At 57.5% G+C, this 24493-nt stretch carries 24 protein-coding genes, 1 CRISPR repeat array and 1 riboswitch; of the genes, 12 read left to right on the top strand and 12 right to left on the bottom strand.

The annotated features are described in order from the left end of the window. Positions 1 to 84: 84 nt before the first annotated feature. Both B7L15_RS03550 and B7L15_RS03545 read left to right on the top strand, forming a co-directional pair. Positions 85 to 1020: an alpha/beta hydrolase gene (locus B7L15_RS03550; RefSeq protein WP_085917646.1), complete on the top strand. Its 936-nt coding sequence runs from the start codon at positions 85 to 87 to the stop codon at positions 1018 to 1020. A gap of 68 nt (positions 1021 to 1088) precedes the next feature. Then, positions 1089 to 1391, top strand: a complete 303-nt coding sequence (locus B7L15_RS03545; RefSeq protein WP_085917645.1) for a hypothetical protein — start codon at positions 1089 to 1091, stop codon at positions 1389 to 1391. A 70-nt stretch (positions 1392 to 1461) separates the two neighbouring features. After that, positions 1462 to 3410: a CRISPR direct-repeat array (repeat unit 28 nt; unit sequence TTTCTGAGCTGCCTGGGCGGCAGCTAAC). Positions 3411 to 3539: 129 nt separating this feature from the next. Here the strand turns inward: B7L15_RS03545 and cas6f are convergent. The 6 genes from cas6f to cas1f all read right to left on the bottom strand — a co-directional run bounded on the left by cas6f (position 3540) and on the right by cas1f (position 12031). Continuing rightward, complete coding sequence (gene cas6f / locus B7L15_RS03540) at positions 3540 to 4109, bottom strand: type I-F CRISPR-associated endoribonuclease Cas6/Csy4 (protein WP_085917644.1); 570 nt, start codon at positions 4107 to 4109, stop codon at positions 3540 to 3542. Positions 4110 to 4112: 3 nt separating this feature from the next. Further along, positions 4113 to 5138, bottom strand: a complete 1026-nt coding sequence (csy3, locus tag B7L15_RS03535; RefSeq protein ID WP_085917643.1) for a type I-F CRISPR-associated protein Csy3 — start codon at positions 5136 to 5138, stop codon at positions 4113 to 4115. 15 nt (positions 5139 to 5153) lie between these two features. After that, positions 5154 to 6122, bottom strand: a complete 969-nt coding sequence (csy2, locus tag B7L15_RS03530) for a type I-F CRISPR-associated protein Csy2 (protein ID WP_085917642.1) — start codon at positions 6120 to 6122, stop codon at positions 5154 to 5156. Next, a complete protein-coding gene (csy1, locus tag B7L15_RS03525) occupies positions 6115 to 7491 on the bottom strand; it encodes a type I-F CRISPR-associated protein Csy1 (RefSeq protein ID WP_085917641.1) in 1377 nt (458 codons plus the stop codon). The genes csy2 and csy1 overlap by 8 nt, the downstream gene beginning before the upstream one ends. A gap of 224 nt (positions 7492 to 7715) precedes the next feature. Beyond that, complete coding sequence (gene cas3f / locus B7L15_RS03515) at positions 7716 to 11060, bottom strand: type I-F CRISPR-associated helicase Cas3f (RefSeq protein ID WP_085917639.1); 3345 nt, start codon at positions 11058 to 11060, stop codon at positions 7716 to 7718. Next, positions 11057 to 12031: a type I-F CRISPR-associated endonuclease Cas1f gene (gene cas1f / locus B7L15_RS03510; RefSeq protein ID WP_085917638.1), complete on the bottom strand. Its 975-nt coding sequence runs from the start codon at positions 12029 to 12031 to the stop codon at positions 11057 to 11059. Before cas1f ends, cas3f begins: the two co-directional genes overlap by 4 nt. 226 nt (positions 12032 to 12257) lie before the next feature. Here cas1f and B7L15_RS19505 point away from each other — a divergent pair, with 226 nt between their 5' ends. Genes B7L15_RS19505 through B7L15_RS03495 form a run of 4 tightly spaced genes read left to right on the top strand, consistent with a single transcriptional unit; the run spans position 12258 to position 15125 of the window. Further along, positions 12258 to 12407, top strand: a complete 150-nt coding sequence (locus B7L15_RS19505) for a hypothetical protein (protein ID WP_176243623.1) — start codon at positions 12258 to 12260, stop codon at positions 12405 to 12407. Further along, positions 12404 to 13138: a metal ABC transporter ATP-binding protein gene (locus tag B7L15_RS03505; RefSeq protein WP_085917637.1), complete on the top strand. Its 735-nt coding sequence runs from the start codon at positions 12404 to 12406 to the stop codon at positions 13136 to 13138. Before B7L15_RS19505 ends, B7L15_RS03505 begins: the two co-directional genes overlap by 4 nt. After that, positions 13122 to 14012, top strand: coding sequence for a metal ABC transporter permease (locus B7L15_RS03500; protein WP_085917636.1), 891 nt, complete (start codon positions 13122 to 13124; stop codon positions 14010 to 14012). Before B7L15_RS03505 ends, B7L15_RS03500 begins: the two co-directional genes overlap by 17 nt. Positions 14013 to 14051: 39 nt before the next feature. Beyond that, positions 14052 to 15125 carry a metal ABC transporter solute-binding protein, Zn/Mn family gene (locus B7L15_RS03495; protein ID WP_085917635.1) on the top strand — a complete coding sequence of 358 codons (1074 nt, stop codon included), beginning with the start codon at positions 14052 to 14054 and terminating at the stop codon, positions 15123 to 15125. 24 nt (positions 15126 to 15149) lie between these two features. On the opposite strand, the gene B7L15_RS03490 is transcribed toward B7L15_RS03495, so the two are convergent. Beyond that, positions 15150 to 16025 carry a LysR family transcriptional regulator gene (locus B7L15_RS03490; RefSeq protein WP_085917634.1) on the bottom strand — a complete coding sequence of 292 codons (876 nt, stop codon included), beginning with the start codon at positions 16023 to 16025 and terminating at the stop codon, positions 15150 to 15152. Between the two features lie 168 nt (positions 16026 to 16193). Between B7L15_RS03490 and ampC the strand changes: the two genes are divergently transcribed. Together ampC and B7L15_RS03480 are read left to right on the top strand one after the other, a co-directional pair. Beyond that, positions 16194 to 17357 (top strand): class C beta-lactamase, encoded by a 1164-nt coding sequence (gene ampC, locus B7L15_RS03485; protein WP_441316945.1) that lies wholly within the window; start codon positions 16194 to 16196, stop codon positions 17355 to 17357. Between the two features lie 87 nt (positions 17358 to 17444). Continuing rightward, positions 17445 to 18125: a cupin domain-containing protein gene (locus B7L15_RS03480; protein ID WP_085917632.1), complete on the top strand. Its 681-nt coding sequence runs from the start codon at positions 17445 to 17447 to the stop codon at positions 18123 to 18125. Here B7L15_RS03480 and B7L15_RS03475 read toward each other — a convergent pair. Both B7L15_RS03475 and gloA read right to left on the bottom strand, forming a co-directional pair. After that, positions 18117 to 18479: a DUF6164 family protein gene (locus B7L15_RS03475; protein WP_085917631.1), complete on the bottom strand. Its 363-nt coding sequence runs from the start codon at positions 18477 to 18479 to the stop codon at positions 18117 to 18119. The two genes, B7L15_RS03480 and B7L15_RS03475, sit on opposite strands and share 9 nt — an antisense overlap. Before the next feature lies 1 nt (position 18480). Next, a complete protein-coding gene (gene gloA / locus B7L15_RS03470) occupies positions 18481 to 19014 on the bottom strand; it encodes a lactoylglutathione lyase (RefSeq protein WP_085917630.1) in 534 nt (177 codons plus the stop codon). A 212-nt stretch (positions 19015 to 19226) separates the two neighbouring features. Between gloA and B7L15_RS03465 the strand changes: the two genes are divergently transcribed. The 4 genes from B7L15_RS03465 (at position 19227) to thiE (ending at position 21627) form a co-directional block, all read left to right on the top strand. After that, the gene (locus tag B7L15_RS03465) at positions 19227 to 19601 is read left to right on the top strand and encodes a DUF2237 family protein (RefSeq protein WP_085917629.1); all 375 of its coding nucleotides are present in this window, start codon (positions 19227 to 19229) and stop codon (positions 19599 to 19601) included. Between the two features lie 108 nt (positions 19602 to 19709). After that, positions 19710 to 20054, top strand: coding sequence for a hypothetical protein (locus B7L15_RS03460; protein ID WP_085917628.1), 345 nt, complete (start codon positions 19710 to 19712; stop codon positions 20052 to 20054). Between the two features lie 47 nt (positions 20055 to 20101). Beyond that, positions 20102 to 20198, top strand: a riboswitch (TPP riboswitch). A 24-nt stretch (positions 20199 to 20222) separates the two neighbouring features. Continuing rightward, positions 20223 to 21026, top strand: coding sequence for a hydroxyethylthiazole kinase (gene thiM / locus B7L15_RS03455; RefSeq protein WP_085917627.1), 804 nt, complete (start codon positions 20223 to 20225; stop codon positions 21024 to 21026). Then, positions 21016 to 21627, top strand: coding sequence for a thiamine phosphate synthase (gene thiE / locus B7L15_RS03450; RefSeq protein WP_085917626.1), 612 nt, complete (start codon positions 21016 to 21018; stop codon positions 21625 to 21627). The genes thiM and thiE overlap by 11 nt, the downstream gene beginning before the upstream one ends. A gap of 9 nt (positions 21628 to 21636) precedes the next feature. On the opposite strand, the gene B7L15_RS03445 is transcribed toward thiE, so the two are convergent. The 3 genes from B7L15_RS03445 to rplQ all read right to left on the bottom strand — a co-directional run bounded on the left by B7L15_RS03445 (position 21637) and on the right by rplQ (position 24488). Next, entirely contained in the window at positions 21637 to 22512 is an 876-nt protein-coding gene (locus B7L15_RS03445; RefSeq protein ID WP_254902841.1) for a DMT family transporter, read from the bottom strand. Between the two features lie 95 nt (positions 22513 to 22607). Next, complete coding sequence (locus B7L15_RS03440) at positions 22608 to 23867, bottom strand: D-alanyl-D-alanine carboxypeptidase (RefSeq protein WP_254902840.1); 1260 nt, start codon at positions 23865 to 23867, stop codon at positions 22608 to 22610. A gap of 234 nt (positions 23868 to 24101) precedes the next feature. Further along, the gene (rplQ, locus tag B7L15_RS03435) at positions 24102 to 24488 is read right to left on the bottom strand and encodes a 50S ribosomal protein L17 (protein WP_074397824.1); all 387 of its coding nucleotides are present in this window, start codon (positions 24486 to 24488) and stop codon (positions 24102 to 24104) included. Between the last annotated feature and the right edge of the window lie 5 nt (positions 24489 to 24493).

The raw sequence follows: 24493 nt of genomic DNA, 5'->3' as shown, positions 1-24493 counted from the left end.
CGACGCATTAGCATCTTGAACATCCCACCCCGTGAGTTGTCCGACCCCGGTAGAACACGAGAATTCCCGACAGACGAGGTGCTCATGAGGAAACGCCCACTTTGGCGGCTCGGATTCATCAGCCTGTTTGGTTTACTCGCGGGGCTGTTGGCGGCCACTTCAACCGCCCTCGCCAGCAGTGTGGAGCGACACCATTTCGATTCGCCGACGTTGGGCAACCCCTACCCCTACACGGTTTACCTGCCTGATGGCTATGCTGAAAACAGCGACACCGTCTACCCTGTGGTTTACCTCCTGCACGGCTCGTTTGGTAACGAACGCGACTGGCTGGCCAAGGGCAATTTGCAGCAGACCGCTGACCGGTTGATTCGTGCCGGGCACATTCCGCCCAGCGTCTTCATCATGCCCGGCAGCCGCAGCTGGTGGGTCGATGGCCATAACGAAGCGGCCCGCAGTGCCTTTTTCAACGACCTCATGCCCCATGTGGAAAACCACTACCGTGTGGGCGACGAGCGCTCGATGCGCGGCGTGGGTGGGCTCTCGGCCGGCGGTTTTGGCGCGATTAACTTCGCCCTGGAGCGCCCCGACCTTTTCGCGGCCGTCGCCGCGCTCAGTCCCGCGAGCTATGTGCCTTTTCCACCCAACAACTCCTCTGCCAACCGTCACCCTGCCTTTCTTGACGAGCAGGGCGAGTTCGACCGCCAGCTTTGGCAGCAGTTGAACTACACCGCGCACCTTGAGGATTACCGCATCAAAGTGACGCCTCGCCCCTTGGAAGAGCATAGCGACGTGCCCCACGTTCCAATGTATATCAGCGCAGGGCGCAGTGATGTATATGACGCCGAGTTTCACGCCCGGCAACTGCGCCAGGCCATGGAAAAGATTCAACCCACCTCAGTGCATATGGACCTTTACCCCGGCGGCCATACCTGGAGAGTCTGGCAGGCCAGTCTGCCCGCAGCGCTTAACTTCATGTTTCAACACGTCGGACAGCCTAACCAGGGCGAAAGTAGCGAATAAGTAAGCTACGCTAATATAACGATATTTATCTTTGTTGCTTGCAACGCACCACGAAGAAGGAGTTTTCTATGCATCGGCACATTGAATGGGATATGCCAGGCAGCGCCAGCGTTGCGCACCATTACGCCCAGGATCCCAACCACGACGCCAGACCGCATACCGGTGATATCATCTCCGCCCGCTACCAGGGCTGTTCGGTTCGAGTCGACGTGCAAAGCTACCAGGAAGACGAAGCGGTCAGCATCGGCCCGGTGGTAGCGATCATTGGCCCCCAGGGCCAGCGCCTGGACAGCCACGGCAAGCTCCACAAAGGCGACATCGTCCGTCTCCCTGACGACAAGCGTGCTATGGAGCCGAGTCCTGAGGAGTGAGTTTTATTCCTTGGTAGACTGCCTGGGCTGCAGCGAACGCCATAGCCTTTTCGATATTGCGCTTGGGGTCTTTCTGAGCTGCCTGCACGGCAGCGAACATTCAATCGTTGTTGGTGGTGTTGATTATCTGTTTCTGAGCTGCCTGCACGGCAGCGAACGCGGGCGAGTGGGCCGAGTTCCTGCGCATTATTTTCTGAGCTGCCTGGGCGGCAGCTAACCGCGAAAGAAACTGATAACGGCCTGCCGCCGTTTTCTGAGCTGCCTGAGCGGCAGCTAACCTTTCCTCCCGCGCAAAAGAAACCGCCTCTTGTTTCTGAGCTGCCTGGGCGGCAGCTAACCTGCTCATGATCGCGGACAGATCCCGCTCCACTTTCTGAGCTGCCTGGGCGGCAGCTAACGTAAGCGCCAAGCCCTTCACACAGCTCATCAATTTCTGAGCTGCCTGGGCGGCAGCTAACATCCGCAGTTTCAGCTTCCGCCTCTTTTAGTTTTTCTGAGCTGCCTGGGCGGCAGCTAACACGGCGCAGGAGGGCGCCCGATGCCACTATCATTTCTAAGCTGCCTGGGCGGCAGCTAACCGCCGCGTTGATCGGTTGAACGAAATGATCAAGTTTCTGAGCTGCCTGGGCGGCAGCTAACCATCGGAAGCTCTGACGTGATGGTGCCAACGATTTCTGAGCTGCCTGGGCGGCAGCTAACGTCACGGCCGCCGCCCAGTCCGCTGTGCCCAATTTCTGAGCTGCCTGGGCGGCAGCTAACGGCGGTTAATCGCGCCTCAGTCACAGCGGCTATTTCTGAGCTGCCTGGGCGGCAGCTAACCGGCACAGCAACCGAGCAAGGCGAAGGGGCTATTTCTGAGCTGCCTGGGCGGCAGCTAACCCCTATGATTAAAAAATATCATGAGCGCACCGTTTCTGAGCTGCCTGGGCGGCAGCTAACTCAACCGCATTGATCAATAAAGGGATCAGCATTTTCTGAGCTGCCTGGGCGGCAGCTAACTCACGCTGGCCGAAACGGAGCCACCCTGGAAATTTCTGAGCTGCCTGGGCGGCAGCTAACCGGTCACGCTCGGTCGCGGCGTCGGTGGCGTTTTTCTGAGCTGCCTGGGCGGCAGCTAACCTTGATGAGCGCATCGATACCGGGCAATTGCCTTTCTGAGCTGCCTGGGCGGCAGCTAACTGTTAGTGTTGCTCCTTCTGGCATAGCTGATATTTCTGAGCTGCCTGGGCGGCAGCTAACTCGCGCTGGCGAGAAGTCGACATTCAGGCATGTTTCTGAGCTGCCTGGGCGGCAGCTAACGCTGGTCGCTGTCACCGCTGCGCTGTCATGCCTTTCTGAGCTGCCTGGGCGGCAGCTAACGCCTCGATGACGGCTTTGCTGACCTGTGGCAATTTCTGAGCTGCCTGGGCGGCAGCTAACCAGATCAAGAAAATGGAGACGCCCGACTTTGATTTCTGAGCTGCCTGGGCGGCAGCTAACTTTGCGCTTCGGTGCTGTGCGAAACTCGCTCGTTTCTGAGCTGCCTGGGCGGCAGCTAACATGGAAGGCAAGCAATTCGCCAACCCTGAGAATTTCTGAGCTGCCTGGGCGGCAGCTAACATAGCGTTCATCGTGTGGCCGTGCTGGCTTCTTTTCTGAGCTGCCTGGGCGGCAGCTAACAATGGCGGGAAAGCACTGCCAGCCAGCCGGTCTTTCTGAGCTGCCTGGGCGGCAGCTAACGCGGCCAATAACCTCAAGGAGCGATTCTGATGTTTCTGAGCTGCCTGGGCGGCAGCTAACCTGGGCAACTGACTCGCTCATGCGCTGGTGTCTTTCTGAGCTGCCTGGGCGGCAGCTAACCCTGCCGCAACCTGATTACTGGTTTCCTGACTTTTCTGAGCTGCCTGGGCGGCAGCTAACCGGCTCGTCGGCACCGGCGTAGTTGCCTGAGCTTTCTGAGCTGCCTGGGCGGCAGCTAACGTAGACCTGCTGCGTATATCGACCATCTTCCATTTCTGAGCTGCCTGGGCGGCAGCTAACTAGAGCTTATCAAAATTAATGTGCTGATTGTTAAAGAGCTTTGGCCGAAAAAAACGGTATCACCCTTTTTTGAGCGATACCGCTAAGTGATTGATTATTGGCATCCTATTCTCATGGTGAAAAAAAGGGTCAAAACCAGGGCACCGTAGCGTTAGGACTTAATCCGTAATGGCTAAACGTGCCCTCCGTTGCAGAAGCGGCCGGTTTTCCATGTTCAATAAACAGGCTAAAACGCTGCTGAGTGGAGCGGCTATTGATCTGTACAAAAGGAAGCTCAATACGCTGTTCAGCCAATTTGGCGTAAATTTGCCGCGCTTCGTCTTCCGAGATGTCATGCCGCTTGGCGTAGCGTTTGGCTCGGCTTGGGCTTCCCGTATTGAACTGCTTACGCGCCACGTTGATATGCTTAGCACTAGAAGGCACCGTAAGCACGTCACTAACCTGGGTGTGATCGCGCATGCCGATTAGCCAATTTGCACTCATTAGCTGCTGCAAACGCGCTTGCGTGCCATGCAAGCGAAGGTGATTACCCAATGTGCGAGCGCGTACACCGTGCTTATGGTCAGGGAAGCTAACGCCTACATCTTCGGCCTGTAAATCAAACAGCGCCCGGTGCAGCTTGTTATAAAGCGCGCCCATTAACATTGCTGGAGCAAAGTCAGGGTCGGGCCTTAAACGAATGTCGATATAGTGATCCATGGTTTACCCCGCTTCGCCGAACACACCGCCGCGAATCAGGGTCGCCATTACAAAGTGCTGGTCTTCCTTCGTAGGCACTTTATCCTTGATCATCCAGTTATCCAGGAGTGAATAGAAATCGGCCTTCTGCTTAGGCTGGCGGTACGCTTTACCCTGGGTAGTCACCGAACCATAAGGTTCCACGGCAATAGGCCCAAGGTCCTCATCGTTCTCATTGGGGTACCAAGTATCAATGGTGCGAATGGCGTTACCCAGCTTCTGCGAGTGAATACCGGCAATCTTGCTAACATGATAAAGCGTTTTACTCTTATCCCCCCGACCCCGCTCGAGAATCAATTCTTGCGAAGGGAACACCTCCTGGCCGCTACCCACGCGCGCATAGGCGACCACTTCAAGCAGCAGGTGCTGTTCACCCGCCAACGCGGAGGCGATAACACTGGCGAGCTCTTTAAGCTCGGCGGTGTCCTCGAAGCCTCGCAACGAAAGCGACAGAGCATCAAATGTCCACTCTTTGGTGGCTTTGCCCTTTTCCAGTTGGCGAACACTGACCTCTACCTGTTCTGCCCCCATGCGATTACGCCACAGGAAGCGGCCATTGGCGAGGTTATTGGCATAGCGATGCGCCAGCTCGCCGAAGCCCTGTACTTGTTTATACTCGGCAACCGCCTGTTCCAGCTTGGCTTGGTAATCAGCGTTATTACAAGCAGAGGGCGTTCCGGCACCAGCCAAAACGCGCAGCGTAAATCGAGCAACTAAGGCGTCTGCATCGTGGGGCAGCGTGGCGACATCCACTGTTTGCAGGTTGGGATTTTCAATCTGAGCATCCAGCTTGGCAGGGTCTTGGTCTTTGGCTTTCAGGCGGTTGGAAATGGTGCCACGCACCGATTTTTCGCGTACTTCTACCGGCTGCCACTGCTGATTATCTTGCCTTTTTTCCCAATTGCTGGCGTAAAGCAGCGCATCGGAAGGGTCAAGTTTGCGCTCAAAGGCGAGGACGGAAGCGGTTTTAAGGGTATCGTTTTTAGCCATGATAGAGCTCCTTGTTTACTGTGCTGAGGCGCGAAGGTGGTAATCGTTATTGAGTCGGTAGAGTCCCGCTTCTTCGTCGTTATCAACGTACCAAAGCAGGTCTTCAGGTTGCTTCATGCGGTGCGGGCTGACCCATTCACCAATGGAGTAAAGACTTTCAACAAAGCGAAACGGAGTCTTGGCATTGCGAGCATTGGCCACTTCACCAGGATTAAAAAGATCGGAAATGGCGCCATAACCCACGGGGATAGGCACCAGCCAGCCGCGATAGGGGCGCTGCACCTGCCAAACAGGCTTCTCGTTGGATTCACCTTCATTTTCCAGGGCGCAATAGTGGTTGAGCCGTGAAAGGTCTAACCACGCATCCAGCAAACTGGCTTCCGGTTTTTGCTGTTGCAGCGTTTGGTGATGTTCGATGAGGTAGTCATCGCGCAGGGTTAGCGCAAAGCCCGGCAGCCAGCGGCGCTTTAGGCGGGCGAACTGCTTTTGCCGTTTTTCTTCATCGTCATCAAGCGTGACCCATTGTGGGCGTTGCTTGTGGCTTGGCACGGCGCGGTTAGGAATGACGCTGCCACCGGCAATACGCATACCCGCAACGATCTCACCGATTTGATGGGCAATATCTTCATGCTCACTTTCTGTAGCAGCACTATCCATTGAGAAGATCAGAGTGATATCAAGATGAACGCGCCCTTCCTCCACAATCGCTGCTGTACCACCCGATTTATCTACCGGGTTGCGGGTGAGATGAAAGCCCCGAATGTAACCGCCCTCAGTGGCTTGGGCTTCAAAGTCGTGGCAAATAACCCCAACACGGCCTAATGAAACGGGAAGACTCGAATCTGCTAACTTCCTCTCCAGAGCATGCATCAAACCTACAAAAGCACTCATGGCGGGAAAGCCCCAGGTCATTGGGCTGGAAATCGCGTTGGCGTTTTGCACCCGCAGGCGCGGCAGGACTAGGAAGTTTTTCACTTCACTCATCGTCATCACCTCCTGGCAGGTTGTGTAAGGCTTCCATTAGGCTTTCCATCCATCGACAGTCACGATCCTCCAGGCGTTGATGGGTAGCATCTTTCGCCAATGTTTTCTGCCAGTGACGAAATTCCACATCGCCTAATGGGAGCTTTTCACCCAACGCTGCGTTGAGCCAGTTAGCAAAACGGTGGCGAATCTCTTCTGCCCACTCCACGCTGTTTCGAGCTTCACGAAAAGGAATATCCTCTTCAGCGCGGCCAGGATCTAGCCAGAAGGCTTCTTCAGCGACCAATTCACATTTTTCATCGTCGCTCCAACCCGCAGGTAGGCTATGCATCTGCATGGCAAACAGCGCCAGCTCATCCATCAGCATGGCCGTGTAGTCATCGCGCAGGTCTCGGGTGTGCATATCCGTGGAGGGATCGGTCTCCAGAAAGCGCTTGAAGTCTTTAACAAGGGAGCGCACTTCTGACCGGCTGCCAAATACACCGGGGTGAGAAAACACAGAGGCTACTTTTAGCGGCGGGCGAATATCACGCACATTCCAGCTAGGCGGAAGCGATGCCAATAAATAGTTGTTACCACCCCGCTCGCTATTAAGTTGCGAGATATTTTGCGGCTTGGTGCCGCCCATTTTTTGTACGGCCAGGTCAGGGTAGCTGTGTACAGGTTGTTCAGCGTATTTGCCTTCCCGCTTGGCTTTACGTGCTTCTTTGGCGTCTTCGCTAAAGCGGTCATAGTTAATGGTTTGGAATACGCGATGGGCCAGCGAGGTGGCATAGAGCGGTGCTAGCAGATGGAAATTCTCAGCATCATTTTCCACGTCTGCGGCATCATCCCCCACCAGCCAATAGAGCTGTTTGCCCCGGGTATGTGAGGCGTGCTCACCGCGCGGCTCGGTAATCGCCGCAAAGGCGCTGATCCATGCATGGGCTTGTTCGGGATTGTCGTTTAACGCTTTGGCAAAATCGCTGTCATCTTCTAGCGCACGCTCAAGCAGCGACTTTCCCTCGAATTGCAGCTTCAAGAATTTATACACATCCAGGGCTGCGGCGTTCCCTACAACATCCCCCGCAAAATCGGCAGGTAGTACATGACTGCCAACAAGGTTGTGGGTATGTAGTGATTCAGGTGGAGCGTAAAGGTTGGAGCCTTTGGCATCGGGGTGAATAGGCTTGAGGGAGTGGGTAACGACTTGCAGTTGGCCTACGCGGCGTGCCGCATCGTTGATCCAGGTATCGAATTCGAACTGCTCAACCAGTGCATGGTATTTCGGATCATCGGGAGCTAGCTTTTCCGCCTTGGTATCGAAGCGCTCTCTTAAGAAGGCTTCAATCCCAGAGCGAATTTCCGCTGCTCTGCTATTATCTGCCATACGTTTTCCCTTTGGTTATCACACTCTTTTGGCATAAAACTGATGATAAATCACAGCGACCACATCTTTAGTATTCTTTGGTCTGAAGAAGATCAGCAATTTGTTGGCCTATGCTCTGATTTCCCCAGTCTTGCCTGGCTTGCGAATGACAGCGCTGAGGCTCTTGCTGGCATACAAGCACTTGCACGTGAAACGCTCGCAGATATTAACGAGCATGCTTAACGTCATTTGCTCCGCCAAAACCCCAACACCGGGTGATACCCCCACCGCTGATTTCTAGCCGAGGCCGTGACCGTGCCGAAGGTACGAGCAGCACGATCCAGGGAGATATCCAGGTCTTCAGCCAAGACAGCCAGTGCGGTTAAATAGTCGCTGGCGCCCCAGGGTTGAATTCGTTCACCCTGCTCTTTTGTCAGGTCTACCCGCACCAGCAGGCTCTCTTCTACCGGCACATAGAGCTTTTCACCCCGCCTTGCGCCATCGTCTACGCGGTGCAGTGTCCAGGTTTCGCCGCCCTCATCGGGCAGCAGCGCTAGGGTTATTTCAGGTTCGAGCTGCTGGCGAAATGGATCACGCTGAATCAATACCCCGGTTAAATGCAGTTGCGGCATCACATGCCAGCTATAGGCACCCAATGGCGGCGGCTTGGGTGCTTTACCAATTCTTATCTCTTTTTTAGTTAACGGCTCGGCGGGCTGTTCAATCATTAACTGGTGCAGCCGCTCATGCTCCAAATCGACGAGGCTTTCACTGGCGCGTAGCGTTCCCCGCGCCAGCACGCGGGGTCGCGCGTCGATGACCTTGTACTCATCTTCCGTTAACAACTCATTAAGTGAGTGGCTACTCAGCCGCCAATTGGCGTCTGTTTCAAAGCCAGGTTTATGGAATGCTGGTTTTCCAGGCTGCTCAAAATGTTTGAGGTTAGTATCGAGCAGTAAAATATTAGGCGAGTCACATGCCTGTTCGCGGTGGCGGCGCACCCGGCCTGCGAGCTGGATGATTGAGCGCATGGAAGAAGGCTCGACTATCGCCCAATCGTAATCGTGGTCGCGGCCCACTTCAGTGACCGGCGAGCCGAGCACGATAAACAGGTGGTCTTGTTCGTCGCTGCTATCCAGCAGGCGGCGGATATCCGGCTGCTGGAAAATACGTTCGGGCACGGCCCGTTGCAGCGTTTTATCCAACCGGCGCTCGATCTCCGAACGCATCACCAGTGGGTGGCGGGAGTGGTAAACGCAGAGGTGAATGCGCACACCTTCTGGCGCCCCCTGCTGAAACAGCGCCCTGGCGACATCCACCAAGGGATCGATATTGGCCATTCGAACCAAGCCAAAACTCACGCGTTTGCTGGTGTGGGGGTCAACGGAATGATGCTGCTGGTGCAGCGCCAACGCGTGCTCGCGTAACAGCGCTGCAACTGCGGGCCTTATTTCTTCCGGCCGTTTGCCCAACGCTGGCAACGCTAAAATATCGCCACGGCGGCGCACCGGGCTAGTCGATAGGCGTTCTAACCGACGCTTGGCAAAAGCATGATGTGCGGTCTTGAAGGTCTCGCTACTGGCGCAGTTTTCATGCTGACGGTCGTGCTCGTCGAACCAGGCGCAGCAGATATCCACCGCCAACCCCGGCTCGCCTCGGTGGCGCTGAAAAGCTTCGCGGCCGCTTCGGTAGGCTTCATACAACCCTTCGACCAATGCGGGTGGCAAAGTGGCCGATGACAGCAGCACCCGCGATCCCAGCAGCCCCGCCCAATTTACCAATCGAGTAAGCGCAGGCAGGTCGTTGATATCAAAATCGTCGATCTCATCCAGCACTAAGTCGCTGCTCATTAGGCGCAGCATGGGCACGATTTGACGCCCGCCCCGGGTGCTCTCCGTGGCAGGCACAAGATGGTCTACGGTACATACCAAAATGGGGGCGGCGATCAGCGCGCGGGTGCCCGGCTCATCGCTCAAACGGCGCAGTACCGGGTGGCTATCAAAATTGCCGTCAAACACCACGTGGGCATCTTCTTCAATCAGTGCCTGTTTGGATGCTGAGCCGCTGGCTTCGACTTCTTGCTCGTAGTGCTCAAACAAGGCTTTATTGGCGCTGCCACCCACGCGCACGGCGAGTTCGTCTTCGCCCAGATGCAGACGGTCACGTAATGCTTGGCCAGTTTGCAGAGTGAGGGTGCGCAGCCCCAGTGCAATGCTAAAGCGCGCGCCCTGCTGTGGGTCGGCCAGCGCGTACATAATGCGGCCATTCGCTAAGGTTTTGCCGCAGCCAGTGGACGCCATATTGATGCCAAAAAAGCCCTGGCGCTGGCTACACTCCCTAAGTGATTGGGCCAGATCAAAGGCTTTATCCTGCCAGCGAAACCGTGGGTGGCTGCTGCGTTTTCGGAAGCCTTTATGGCGCGCTAGACGGGGTAAGTGACTGTCTACACTGGGCAGCGCACGGGCGACCGCGGCGGCATGTTTTTCAACCCCCAGAATATGCTCATCCAACGGCTGATTGGGCTTACCGGTTTTGCGCACGGTATTGGCAATTAGCGGGTAGTTGGGCTCGCCGCGAACGCGATGCTGAAGGTCTTCAAGGCTGGAGTAGTGGTGGTCAGCCAGCATTAAGCTAAGCCGGGCTAAGTGCATAACGTAGCGGCTTTCCAACAAGTGCCCGCCATTTTGCAGTCGCGCCTGTAACCGCGTGGCAAGCTTTTTGGCACGATCACGCCAACGTGGGGTGCTAACGGGCAATCCGGCCTTGAACCGCCAATAAGGCGCGATGCGTTTCGGGTCTTGCGTCTCAGGAATCTCGTTCCACTCGGCATGAATGGAAGCAAACAATCCTCCCAGTTGTTCCGCCTGAAGTGGTGCGTTTCCTCTGCCCCAGCGCCTTTCATTTTCGCCATCTTTCTCCGGCGGTTTTAAAGGTAGCCGGTGGTGGCTAAGCACTAGCCAACCCAGCGCGGCAGCCAGCGGGGGTAAGCGACTAAAAACCGCTGAGGTGGTGGCATCTATCCCGTCGCGCTCTAATCCTTCCAACCAGTCCTGCTCTTGGTAGTCACCTTCGACCAGACGCGCCAGCCAGGTAGCGTCGTCGTCACTTCCCACAAATGCTTGGAAAAGGCGAAGCGATATCCATTCATGGCGGTACAAGTTGCGGCCTTCCAGTTTGCCTTGAAGCCGCTGCTGAAAGGCGTCGCAAGCTTTGCCCAGGTCGTGCAGTAGCGCTGCCAGGGCGGTGAGCAGAAGAATGTCTTCACCGCTGTGCCAGTCATTTTCATCCCGGCTGCGCAGGATATCGCGGGCGGTGGTATTGGTCGGCACCGCACCATTGAGATTGAACTGGGCGGCATCCCCCACCACCCACATCAACTCACTATGATCGTGGCCACGAATCCAATGGCAGGCAACGGCGGTGTTCTTACGAGCGGTTTTGCGTAGCAGCTTACGCAGCGTCTCCAGCCCTGCCTGGGTGATCGGTGTTTGCCAGGTACGGTCGCCGCGGCGTTCGGCAAACTGATCAAGAACGCGCCGGGTTTGTTTGAGAGCATTTTTATTGCACTGGGAAATTAGCAGCACATTCATGCGTCGCCACTCCCTAACTCCTGGGCGACTTCCTTGAGCGTATCGATCATAAAGTCGAGAGACTCGGTGCGGGTTAAGCGCTCGATACAGGCTTGGCGAAACTCCTGCTCCTCATCACCGCGCATGGCGGAAATAAACGCCTGCGGCAGAATCACCGCGTCTTTCACTAAGTCCGCCACATCAAAGACTAGGCCGCCTCGGCGGGTTTTGCCGTGGAGTACCGCCAGGCCGTGAGGGATGCCCAACACCCATGTGGCCGTCGCCGCGAGGCCATAGGCAAGATAGTTGCCGTGATCGAGAAAGCGGTTGGCAGGGTCAGTGCCGGTACCGCGTTTGGCTCGGGTGAACTCGCCATAGTCGACAGCGTTTACCGCTAGCTTAAACAACGTCTTGGTTAAACGCGCCTCCAGGGTCAGCAGGTCGATAGTGCTGGGAGCTTTGTTGATTGCTTCACGGTGGTGGCCCAGTGAGCTATGCAGGTGCTCGGTGGCAATACTAAAGCCTGCGTCTTTCATCACGCGGCTTGTCCACAGCGCTTCGATACGGGCGAGTCGCGCCTGCTGAAACGCCCGGGCAGCATCCAGGCGTTTTACATCATCAAACCAGAAGCGTACCCAGTACTGAAGGTACTCAGTGGGCCGGTACTCGCTTTGCGGCGTTAACCAAGCGACATCCACGTCAACTTCATTGGCAGCAAATAGTGGCGTACCGCCGCCACCACAAAACCCGACGAGTACACCTGCTTTGGCCAGCTCGCGCATCGCCGCCTGGGTAATCGAGGTGCCGGTGCCAAGCAGTATCGAGGTGGTGTTGGCGATGGGGATATTCCAGTAGCGGGATTTGCTACCCTCATCGGTGACATATTCCACCCGACCTCCATTCACCAACACCCGGCAGTGCTGCAGGTAATAGAGGTTAGCGCGCTTGGAGTGAAGAATGGTTTTTAGGTCATTGGGCGACAAGTCATCCATGCGGCGCTCCTGATTCTCGTTTCATTCATCTAATCATTCTTTATAACGAAACACCATTGACCTTCGTCATGCATCGCTAACTCCAAATCCAGCCTCGCCTCATTTGATGGCATCGCGGCATGATTAGCGTTGCCCTGTGCCGCTGAGCGCGTAAAATAAGCGGTAAATTTTTGGCTTTGCCATCGTTATGTTATAACCTATTCGATTATTCACGAGGTCGGCTTTAATGAGTGAGCATTCGCATCGCCACAACAGGGAAGGCCCTTGCCATTTTTCGCTGATGTCGCTGTCGGCGGTACGGCGGTTGCTGTCGGTAACGGTACCGCTGCTGGTGCTTTGGTTGATGGTGCTATGGGCCAACTGGTGGACATCATGAGTCAGCGCTCACTATCACGCCTGCAACTGCACAACCTGCATTTGGCTCAGGGGCACCGCACGGTGCTTGAGCATGTGGAAGGCGACTTTCAGCCTGGCGCGATTACCGCCTTGATTGGGGCTAATGGCTCGGGCAAAAGCACGCTGATTCAAGCCATCATGGGGGAGCTACGCCCGATCAGCGGCAAGGTGGTGTGCACCGTGCCGAAAGAACGCCGGGCCTGGCTGCCCCAGCAGCTGGCGTTGGATCTGACCTTTCCGATGAGCGTGGAAGAGCTGGTCATGACCGGCAGCTGGCCGAGCCATGGGGCGCTGAAAGGCTACTGTGCGTCGCATTACCGCAAGGGCCGCGAGATCATGGCGCGGCTGGGCATTTCTCATCTGGCGCACCGCCCGCTGGGCGAGCTTTCCGGCGGCCAGCGCCAGCGCGCCTTGATTGGCCGTACCCTGATGCAGGAAGCCGAGCTGTTACTACTCGACGAGCCGTTTGCCAACGTGGATAGCGAGACGGTGGATATCCTGATCCGCATCTTGCGCCAGATGGCCGATGACGGGGCCACCCTGATTCTGGTGCTGCACGATATGGACCACCTGCGCCGCCTGGCCGACGAGGTATTGATGCTCAACGGCGGTCACGGTCGCTGGGTATCGCCCGGCGCCCTGACGCACCAACACGCCCCGGCAGAAGTGGTGCCGTTCACCGTGGGAGGTCGACATGCTGGCTCTGCTTGATGCCTGGATTATCGCGCCTTTCGATTACGGCTTTATGCGCCGCGCGGTGGTCGGCGGCCTGGCGCTGTCACTGGCGGCACCCACGCTGGGGGTGTTCCTGGTACTACGTGGCATGAGCCTGATTGGCGATGCCATGGCCCACGCGATTCTGCCGGGGGTGGCGCTGGGCTTTCTGCTGGCCGGGTTTTCGCTGCCGGTGATGAGCATCGGCGGCGTGCTGTTTGGTGTCATGGTGGCATTGCTTGCCGGGGCCGTGTCCAAAATGGGCGGCCAGCGCGAAGACGCTGCCATGGCCAGCTTTTTCATTATTTCGCTGGCGGCGGGCGTTATGCTGATTTCGATCGGCGGTAGCAGTGTCGACCTCACCCACGTGCTGTTCGGCTCCATTCTTGCGATCAACTCCACCGCACTGCTACTGATCGCTGGGATGAGCACGCTGATCGTGCTGACTCTGGCGGTGATTTTCCGCGCCCTGGTAGTGGAATGCCTGGACCCGCTGTTCCTGCGCGGCCAGAGCCGCCGAAGCGGCTGGGTACACAGCGTGTTTCTGGGCCTGCTGGTGCTCAACCTGACCGCCGGGTTTCAGACCCTGGGGACACTGATGGCAGTAGGCTTGATGATGCTGCCCGCCACCTCGGCACGGTTCTGGAGCAAGCGCCTGGAGGGGTTGATCGGCATTGCCGTGTCGCTTGCCATGATTTCCAGTACCGGCGGGCTACTGCTGTCGTTCCATCTCGATATTCCGTCCGGGCCGAGCATCATTCTGCTGGCCGGCATTGGCTATCTGCTCTCTGCCCTTTTCGGTCGCTATCACAGCTTGGCAGCCCGCTGGCGGCGCAAAACCGCGCCCCTCTCGGCCGAGCCAAGCGCTTGATCATCGGGCCTTGCCCGTTCACCTTTACAAGGAGCCTTTATGTCGCCGTTACCTTTCTCCCGCTGGCTGGTTGGCGTGTCTGCGCTGCTGGCGCTACCCGCCGCCGTGGCGTCTGAACGCGTGCAAGTGGTCACCAGCTTTTCGATTCTTGCCGACATGGTCGAGCAGGTCGGCGGCGAGCACGTGGACGTGACCTCGCTGGTCGGCCCAGACGGTGATGCGCACATGTATAGCCCGAGCCCGGGTGACGCGCGAGCGCTGGCCGATGCGGACCTGGTGGTGTTCAACGGGCTACTGTTTGAAGGCTGGATGGAGCGCTTGATCGACGCCAGCGATTACACCGGCGCGTTGGTCACCGCGACCCAAGGCATCAAGCCACTGGCCCAGGCAGGTCAAGATGATCACGACGAGCATGACCACGATGAGCATGGCCACGACGAACATGGTTATGGTGATCACGACGAGCACGGTCATGATGCTCAGGGCCACGATGGTCCCGGCGACAACGCCGAACACGCCCATGGCGATGACGACCCCCACGCCTGGCAGGATCTGGCCCGTGCGGAAACCTACGTCGAGAACATCCGCGATGGATTGATCGAAGCCGATGGCGACAATCGCGAGGCTTATCAGGCCAATGCCGAGCGCTATCTGACCGATATCCGAACGGCTGATGAAGAAATCCGCGCGCTGATCGAAGAAATTCCTGATTCTACCAGCGTGATTACCGGCCACGATTCGTTTGGCTACTTTGCCAATGCCTACGGCGTGCGTTTCCTGTCACCGGTAGGGCTGTCCACGGAAGCCGACCCGAGCGGCGCCAGCATGGCCGAGCTCATCGATGTTATTGAAGAAGAGAACGTCGAGGCGCTGTTCCACGAAAACATGACCAATCAGTCGGTACTTGATCAGTTAGCGGAAGAAACCGGTCTGAGCGTGGCTGGCACACTATACGCCGATGCGCTGAGCAGCGAGGGCGAAGCAAGTACTTACTTAGGCATGATGCGTCACAATGCCAAAACGCTCCACGATGCGTTAGCCAAACCCGGTCATGAAGAGACTGACCACGAAGATTACGATCATTCTCACGACCACAGCGAGCATAGCCACTAATCGAACCGGACCTAAAAGCGCTGCTCAGGCCTTGGCTGCCTTGAGCAGCCATGCTCGGAAACACGTCATGGCGTGGGTTTCGGTGCGTGTCTGCAGGCGCGTCAGCCAGTAGCCGCCCAAACTGACGGCGGTGTTAAACGGCTGAACCAGTGCGCCACTGCTCAGTTGACGGGGGAACATCAGGGGTGGCGCCAACGCCACTCCCGCCCCTTGCAAGGCCGCTTCCACCATGGCGATGGATGAGTCGAAAACGATGCTTTTCGACATCGGATAGCTGCTGGGCAACCCCGCCGCCAATAGCCACTCGGTCCACTCATCAGCACGATAGGAACGTAGCCATGTCTCGCCCAGCACATCGGCTGGCGTGTTGAGCCGGGCAGCAATCTCTGGAATGCACATTACCGATAGCGACGCTGGCATCAAGGGCTGCGCGGCGGTACCGTGCCAAGCCCCGCTACCAAAGCGGATCGCAAAGTCGAGGCCCTCGGCGGCCAGCTCGGCGCGATTGTTATGAGTGGAAAGGCGCAGGTCGATAAACGGGTACTGCTGCTGAAAATCATCCAGACGTGGCAATAGCCAGCCGACGGCAAAGGTCCCCACTACGCCCACATGTATCACTTCCCGGTAACCGCTCTCGCCTATCCGGTCCAGGGTATGCCCCATCTGGTCAAAGGCACTGTTCAGCACCGGCAACAAGCGCTCGCCTTCTTGCGTCAACATCAGCCCTCGGGGCAGGCGTTTAAATAGCGGTACCTTCAAATGACTTTCAAGCAGCTTGACCTGGTGGCTAACGGCCGCCTGGGTAACGCAGAGCTCATCCGCTGCCTGGGTAAAACTCAAATGCCGCGCCGACGCCTCAAAGGCGCGCAACGCGTTTAGCGGCAGATAAGAACGCGCCATCCAGACCCCCTAATTTTTCTAATGGCTTGGGCAAAATATCGCTGTTTGTCGTACTCACCCGCTCACCCTATATTAGCGACTTTCACGCTCGCACCGGCGGGCGATTACGCCCGGCCAACTGACACTCACCTTGTTTCACCACTGCAACAGGAGCCATGTATGTGCAGGATGTTAGCAGCAAAAACCGGCCTTATCATGACAGGTTCTCTTCTGATTGGCAGCACTGCCTGGGCATTGGAAGACGCTGATAACGCAAATATCGAGGCGCTGGTCAACGACGCGATCGCTCCGCTCATGGCCGAGTATCGTATTCCCGGGATGTCCGTTGCGCTGAGCATCAACGGCCAGCCATATTACTTTAATTATGGCGTTGCCGACCTGGAAGCAGAAACGCCGGTCACCGAAGAGACGCTGTTCGAGCTTGGGTCCATCAGCAAGGTGTTCACCGCTACGCTTGCGGCTTATGCGGCATCCAATGGCGACCTGTCGCTTACTGATTCGGCCAGCCAGCACTTGCCGGCCCTTGAAGGCAGCGCTTTCGATGAGATCACCCTGCTGGAACTGGGTACCTACACGGCAGGTGAGCTACCTCTCCAGTTTCCGGAAGCGGTGCAAGATGAAGCGGCGATGGTGGACTATTATCGCCAGTGGCAGCCTGAATCACCGCCCGGTAGCCACCGGCTCTACTCCAACCCGAGCATGGGCCTGTTCGGTTATCTTGCCGCGCAACGCCTTGGCAAGCGGTTCGAGACGCTGATGCAGGAAGACCTGCTCACACCGCTAGGCCTTGAGAACAGCTATTACCAGGTACCTGACCCGCAACAGCCGCATTACGCCTACGGTTACTCTCAAGACGACGAGCCGATCAGGGTGAACCCGGGCATGCTGGATGCCCAGGCCTACGGTTTGAAATCGACCGCGGCAGACGTACTGGCGTTTGTGGAAGCGAATATGGACGGTGCCGGGCTTGATGGATCACTCAGCCAGGCCATGGCGACTACGCGCGCCGGTTACTTTGAAGTCGGCAACATGACCCAGGGGCTGGGCTGGGAAAGCTACGCCTACCCGGTCCCCCTTGATAAGCTTGTCCAGGGCAACTCGCTTGAGATGATACTCGACGCCAACCCCGTCAGTCGCTTAAGCCCACCACAGCCCCCCAGGCAGCAGGCGCTCTACAACAAGACGGGCTCCACCAATGGCTTTGGCGGCTATGTGGTCTTTGTGCCCAGCGAGCAGATCGGTATCGTGATGCTGGCAAACCGTAATTACCCCAATCAGGCGCGCATCAAGGTGGCTCATCAACTCCTTACCGCGTTGACCGACGGGCACTGAGTGCAGGAACAGTGTCAGCGAAAGTTGCATTTTTCGCTGTCGATAAGGAGACTAGCACCACTTCCTTTGCCTGCAAGAGTCAGCCCCATGCGTTTAAACGCCGACTTTACCCGCTTTGCCTGTGTGACACCGGAAGATTACCGCTGGGTGGCCTCGCCCAGTGCTGGCGTCGAACGGATGATGCTTGACCGTATTGGCGACGAAGTCGCGCGCGCCACCAGCCTCGTGCGCTACGCGCCGAATAGCCAGTTTGACCCGCATATCCACGGTGGTGGCGAAGAGATTTTAGTGCTGGAGGGTGTGTTTGCCGACGAGTATGGTCGCTATGCCGCCGGTAGCTACTTGAGAAACCCCATCGGTACCGCCCACACGCCGCAAATTGGCGATGAGGGCGCGCTGATACTGGTCAAGCTGCACCAGTTCGACCAGAACGATGAGCTACAGCTTGCCGTCCCCGCCCACCGCCTGCCCTGGCAGCCGGACCGCCGCCCCGGCATCAGCTACAAGATGCTGCACACCTTCAAACAGGAGCGGGTCAGCCTGGAACACTGGGAGGCTGGCCAGGCCATTGAGTATCCGGTGCTGACCGGCGGGCTGGAGTTTTTCGTGCTGGAGGGCGCCTTGAGCGACGGCGACCGGGAATACACCGCTGGTAGCTGGTGCCGCTACCCCAGCGGCATGGCGCTGACCCTCACTGCCGGGGAAAGTGGCGTGCAGATGTACCTCAAGCGCGGCCACCTACCGCCGGTGCAGGACGATTCAGCCTAGGGCCAGAAAGGGCAGCAGCGTTAACGCCACCAGCAATAAGATGGCCACGCCCACCAGCGTGATTTGCACGGGGTGGGCACTAAAACGCTGCCATAAGGTGGGTGCATCACCCCGTGCGAGGGCTTCGTTGTGTTCTTGCCTGGCCCGCGCCTGGCGCTCGGCCTGATACTCGGCCAGTAGCGCGTTGGCATCCTCAAGTTGACTTAGGTCACGCAGCCAGATGGCATCCACGCCCAACCGGAAGAAACCAGCCTGTGTCTCGTAAGTATCCAGGCCATGGGCATCGAGCAACTGGCGGACTTCCATGGCCTCTTCGTCGGTCACATGGCGCAGGCGAAACAGCAAATGCGCCATGCTAGTCGCCCTTGCCGGCCATCAGGTCCGCTTGAATCACTTCAATCCAGTAGCCGTCCGGGTCTTTGACGAAAATCACGTCTTGCATCTTTCCCTGATCGGCACGCTTGACGAAGGTGACGTCGTGCTCGTCGAACCACGCCTGGGCCGCCGCCAGATCGGGCACGCTAAAGCAGATATGGCCAAACCCCTGGGGCTCGGCGTTGCCATCGTGGTAGGCAAAGCCGTTCTGGTTTTCTGTGCCCCAGTTGTGGGTCAGCTCTAAAAGTCCCTTTTGACTAAACGTCCAGGCGGTTCTTGCCTGCGTCTCTTCAGGGACCTGATCACCGTCTTCCAGATTAGCCAGAAAGTAGAGTGAAAATTGCATTTCTTCAAAATCAAGTCGACGCATCACTTGCATACCAAACACCTGTGAATAAAACGCCAGCGCACGCTCGGGGTCCTTGACCCGCAACATGGTGTGGTTCAAACGGAATCCCTGGGTTTGCTTGGGCGTCGGGGCAACCCCTGGATGCTGCTCACCTTGAAATGACATGCACTATCTCCTTTGACGTTTCGGTTACTTTGTACAAGGCTGTAGAGTCCTGGCTGGCAGTCTTCAGCAACTGTCTGTACCAACTATCTGTTACCAACAGCCTTTACCAACCATCGTGACTCGCCCTCATGGCGCACCAGAATGATCGTTGTTTGTCATTTCATCATGAGGGCAGTCTGACAAAATACCAGTCCTTGCGCTAAGGAGGCCTTATGGCCCGCGATCTCAATGTCCTGGGTGAACCGCTCACCCCGTGCTGCCATGACCCCAAAACCGGCTTTTACCGCGATGGATTCTGTCGCGTGGGGGCGGATGATATGGGCGTCCACTCTGTGTGCGCCATGCTGACGGAGGAGTTTCTGGCCTTTTCACTGGCACAAGGTAACGACCTGGTAACGCCGCGGCCTGAATTTGGCTTTCCTGGCCTGCGGCCCGGTGACCGTTGGTGCCTGTGCGCATCACGCTGGCTGGAAGCCGCCGAGGTGGGCTTGGCGCCCCCTGTCGTCTTATCCGCCACTAACCAGAAAACCCTCGACATCATCGGCCTCGAAACCTTGCGCCAACACGCCCTGGATGCCGTGCATTGATAGGGTTGCGTCTTGGATATTCTGTGCAAACATCCTACACTTCCATTATAAATTTTATACACCCCATCAGTTGATCCCCACCGGAAGGGTATCCAACAGGAGTAGGTCATGACCTCGATCGATATGACCCTTGGCGATCACATCACCTTGAAGCAGCTTTCCCAGGCGCTCCGCAACGGCTTCTCGCCGATTGTGGAAGTTGAATCAATGGATGGCATCTATAAGGTGCGCTTTCACCATGCCAACGGGGTTTCTGATTTATCCAATGCCCAAGGGCACGTCAGCACCTTCCTGGGCACTGGCGAAATCCGCGATACTCTGGGTGAATTGGGCTTGACCCATGGCGTGCTTACCTTTGCCGATCAGTGCGGCGACGAAATGATCGGTGTTGAGGGGAAAGCCATGACGCCCGATGAAATGCTCACCTACGGAACACGCATCTCGTTTCGTTAAACGAGCCTATCCAACGCTTTACAGACCCACCTAAGGCACGGATAGTATGATCACGACAGGGGCGCTCGTCACTGAACGGGCTGAGAAGCACCCTTATAACCTGAACCGGCTAATACCGGCGTAGGGAGTCGTGGTGCCCTGTCACCACCTCCCTGCCGGGAGGATTTCATGACCACATTTGGCGACAGCTTGATGACGCTGCGCGATACCACCCCGCTTATTCACTGCATCACCAATTATGTCGCGATGAACAGCACCGCCAATCTGCTGCTGGCCACCGGGGCGTCACCTGCCATGCTGCATGCCACCCAGGAAGTCGCTGAGTTCGCCGCGCTTGCCGATGCACTGTCGGTCAACATCGGGACGCTTTCATCACCCTGGGCGGAAGCCATGCTGCTTGCCGCGCGCACGGCTCGCGAGCACAGCACGCCCTGGGTACTGGATCCCGTCGCCGTCGGTGCGACCCGTTATCGCCAGACGGTCTGCGCCGACCTGTTAGCCCTTAAGCCCAGCGTCATCCGTGGCAACGCCTCTGAAATACTGTCGCTCAATGGGCTGGCCCACCAGGGCAGGGGGGTTGATGCCACCGCGTCTACCGATGATGCCATAACGGCCGCCATGGCACTTGCCGAGCGGCAACAGTGTATTGTGGCCATGACCGGTGAGCGGGACAGGGTCACCGACGGACGAGTCTGCTACTCGATCAATGGCGGCCACCCTTTGATGCCCCGCGTCACGACCTTGGGCTGTGGGCTTAGCGCCCTGGTCGCCGCGTTTGTCGCCACCAATCCGGACGCGCCGTTGAATGCCAGCAGTGCCGCCGTGGCGTGCTTTGCGGCAGCCGGGGAGCGTGCTGGCAAGGCTGCCAGGGAGCCCGGCAGCTTTTACGTTGCCTTGTTGGACGCGCTTTACCAACTGACACCTGATGAGCTTAACCGCTTTGCCCAGCGGGAGGTCAGCGATGCCCTTTGATCTGTCGCTCTATCTGGTCACCGACGCGACCCTTTGCCAGCACCATGGTCTTGAGCATACCGTCAGCGAGGCGGTCCGCGGCGGCGTCAGCATGGTGCAACTGCGCGACAAGCAGGCAAGCGATGCACAGATGATCGACCAGGCACGACGTTTGAAAGCCCTGCTGGCAGGCACTGGGGTGGCGTTGATCATCAACGACCGCCTTGAGGTGGCACTTGCCAGTCAGGCCGATGGGCTGCATGTGGGTCAGAGCGATGCGACGGTTCGCCAGGCCCGGGCTGCGATGGGGCCAAAGGCCATATTGGGGCTCTCGATCAACACCGTTGAGCAACTGCATGACGCGCCCATTGATCAGCTTGACTACGTCGGCATCGGGCCGATCTTTGCCACCCCCAGCAAAGCGGATCACGCCCAACCGATTGGCTTTGGCGGTCTCGCCTCCTTGATCAAGGATTGCCCGATACCCAGCGTGGCCATCGGCGGGCTGAATGCCAGCCACGTGAGCGCGATACGGCGGGCAGGCGCTGACGGGCTAGCGGTCATCTCGGCGATTTGCGGGCAGCCCGACCCTGAGGCAGCGGCTCGCGCCTTCCGGCGTTAAGAGTCGGTACTAGGCCGTTGGGCGCCGCTTTAACGTCGTTCGACGGTCGTGATAGGCAATCGCCAGACCGCTCGCCATGATCAAGGCACTGCCCACCCATACCCAGAGGTCCGGCAGTTCGCCCCAGAACCACCAGCCGAGCAGCACTGCCCAGAGCATGGCGGTGTAATCAAACGGGGCGGCTATCGCCGCGGGAGCGAAGCGAAATGCCAGGGTAATAAACGCCGTCGCACCTACCCCCAGAACGCCAGACGCCAAAAAGCCCAGCCAGTGCCAGGGCAGCGGCGTCTGCCAAACCCAAGGCAAGGTCAGCCCCGTCACCACCAAGGGCACAGAGGTCATGTAGAAAAGCATCGCCCAAAGGTGCTCACGGCCCCCGTAGCGGCGTGCGGTAATCATCATCAGGGCATAGAACAGCGCCGCTCCCACCAACACCACGGCGCCCAGTTGAAAGGCATCACTGTTAGGGCGAACAATAATCAGCACGCCGACAAACCCCACCAGTGAGGCAATAAGCACCGGAGGTTCAATACGTTCTCCCAGCAACGGCACCGACAGCACGGTGACAAACAGCGGCGCGACAAAGGCTATCGCCGTGGCTTCAGCCAGCGGTAATAGCGTCAAACCCCATACGAAACAGACCATGGTAGCGGTATAGATCAAGCCGCGTAGCAGGTGCACCCCCGGTCGCCGGGTCCGTAACTTGCGCAAGCCGCCAGCAAAGTGGGCAAGCAGGGCAATCAGCGGTAGCGAGATCAGCGCCCTAAAGAAGATGATCTGCAGTGGTGAGTGCACCTCGCCTAGCCACTTGGAGACGGCGTCCCCCAGTGCCAGGAACAGCACCCCCGTACACATGCAAAGTATGCCTTTCAGCGACGTCGTCACCGCCGTCTCCTTTTATTCCCTAGCTCGAATTGATGATCTGAAAAGTAAAAACCCCGCCAAAGAGCCTTTGGCGGGGTTTTGGGCTCTTTTCAATGCTACAGGCTGGCGTTGACGACCATACAGTCCATTCCCCGCGAGCGCAGCTGTTCGCATGCCTGATGTGCCTGTTGTTCTTCCAGCGCCATCAGCCGGGCACGAAATATCGGGTTCTGACCTACGGAGGTGTCGTCTATCGCCACTTGACCATCGAGGTCACGTGGCAAGTACGCGGCAGCTTCACGTGCATAGCGCTGGGCTTGATCTTCCTGACTGAAAGCGCCTACTTGAATACCCCAGCCACCTGCGGCACGAGATGCCATAGCACGCTCGCGGTCGATAAAGGCCTGCAAGGGATCCGTTTGTGGTTCTGGAGCTTGTGCTGCCACGCCCGGCGGTTCAAATGGAGCTGTTTCAGGCGAGTAAGACGCGACAACGGGTGAAGATTCGACCGGTGCGGGTGTTGGCGTCGGCGACGGCGCGGGCGTATGAGAAGGTGCTGGGGAAAAGGCCATGTATTCTTCAGAAAATTCAAGGTCGGCCAGCCAGTTCGACTTATCAAGGAGGGCTGCACGGGCAAAGCCCCGATCCAGCAGATTTGCCATGTGCTTATCCCGGGACTGAGCGGTAAATCCGCCCATCACAATAGCCATCAAGCGCCGGTCACCGCGCTTGGCCGTGGTAATCACGTTGAAGCCTGAAGCGCGTATAAAACCGGTTTTCAAGCCATCGGCCCCGGGGTAGTCACGTACCAGTCGGTTGTGACTGGTGTGCCGAGTGCCGCGGTAAGTGAACGCCTGAAGACCAAAATAGTGATAGTACTCGGGGAAATCCCGCATTACACGTACCGCAAGGGTGACCATGTCGCGCGCCGTGGTGACCTGCCGATCATCGGGAAGCCCCGAGGCATTGCGGAAGGTGGTATGGCGCATTCCCAGTTCGCGGGCTTTTTCCGTCATCAACTGGGCAAAGCGACGTTCGCTACCCCCCAACGCCTCTGCCATGACGACCGCTACGTCATTGGCCGAGCGGACAGCGAGCGCACGAATTGCTTCATCGACCAGAATCGAGCTGCCAGGGGAAAGCCATAACTTTGTTGCAGGCATGGACGCCGCCTGGGACGACACCGGCAGCGGTTGGTCCAGCTGCAATCGCCCTTCTTCTAGCGCTTCAAAGGCCAGATAGAGGGTCATGACCTTGGTCAGCGAGGCAGGGTAACGGCGAGCATCCGCATTTTCCGAATACAGTACTTCACCTTGATCAAGGTCGACGACCATCCCCGCATAGCGTGGGTTAGCCGCTTGCAGGGGTAGAGCCATGACAATGAACAATACCCCTATCAACAACGATACTGCTCTGATGGATACGGCTCGCCGACATTGTCTCGCTATCATACGTCCCCCTGACATTTTGTTTTATAACAGCGCCGTGATAGTGGCCTTTACTTCAGGCTAATGCATTGAGTATATACGTTGAACTGGCTAATCGGCACCATAAAAAAACCGACCCACAAGGGGTCGGTTTTGGCGTTGACGAGGTGTAGCAAAAGGGGATTACTCTTCTGCAACGGCCTCTTCAACCACCGGACGATCGACAAGCTCAACGAATGCCATGGGCGCATTGTCGCCGGTACGATAACCGCACTTGAGAATACGGACATAACCGCCCGGACGCTCGGCGTAACGCGGACCCAACTCGTTGAACAGTTTGCCGACGGCTTCTTTGGAGCGCGTGCGGGCAAATGCCAAACGGCGGTTGGCAACGCTATCCTGCTTAGACAAGGTGATCAGCGGCTCGATGACGCGACGCAGCTCCTTGGCTTTGGGCAGGGTTGTCTTGATAACTTCATGTTCGACCAGCGAGACAGACATGTTCTTGAACATGGCCTGCCGATGCGAGCTGGTACGATTCAGATGACGACCACTCTTACGATGACGCATGGTTG

The sequence above is a fragment of the Halomonas sp. CSM-2 genome (genome assembly GCF_002119345.1).
Classification (GTDB): domain Bacteria; phylum Pseudomonadota; class Gammaproteobacteria; order Pseudomonadales; family Halomonadaceae; genus Vreelandella; species Vreelandella janggokensis.
The sequence above is the reverse complement of the archived record's forward strand: the minus strand, read 5'-3'. Positions and strand labels throughout refer to the sequence as shown.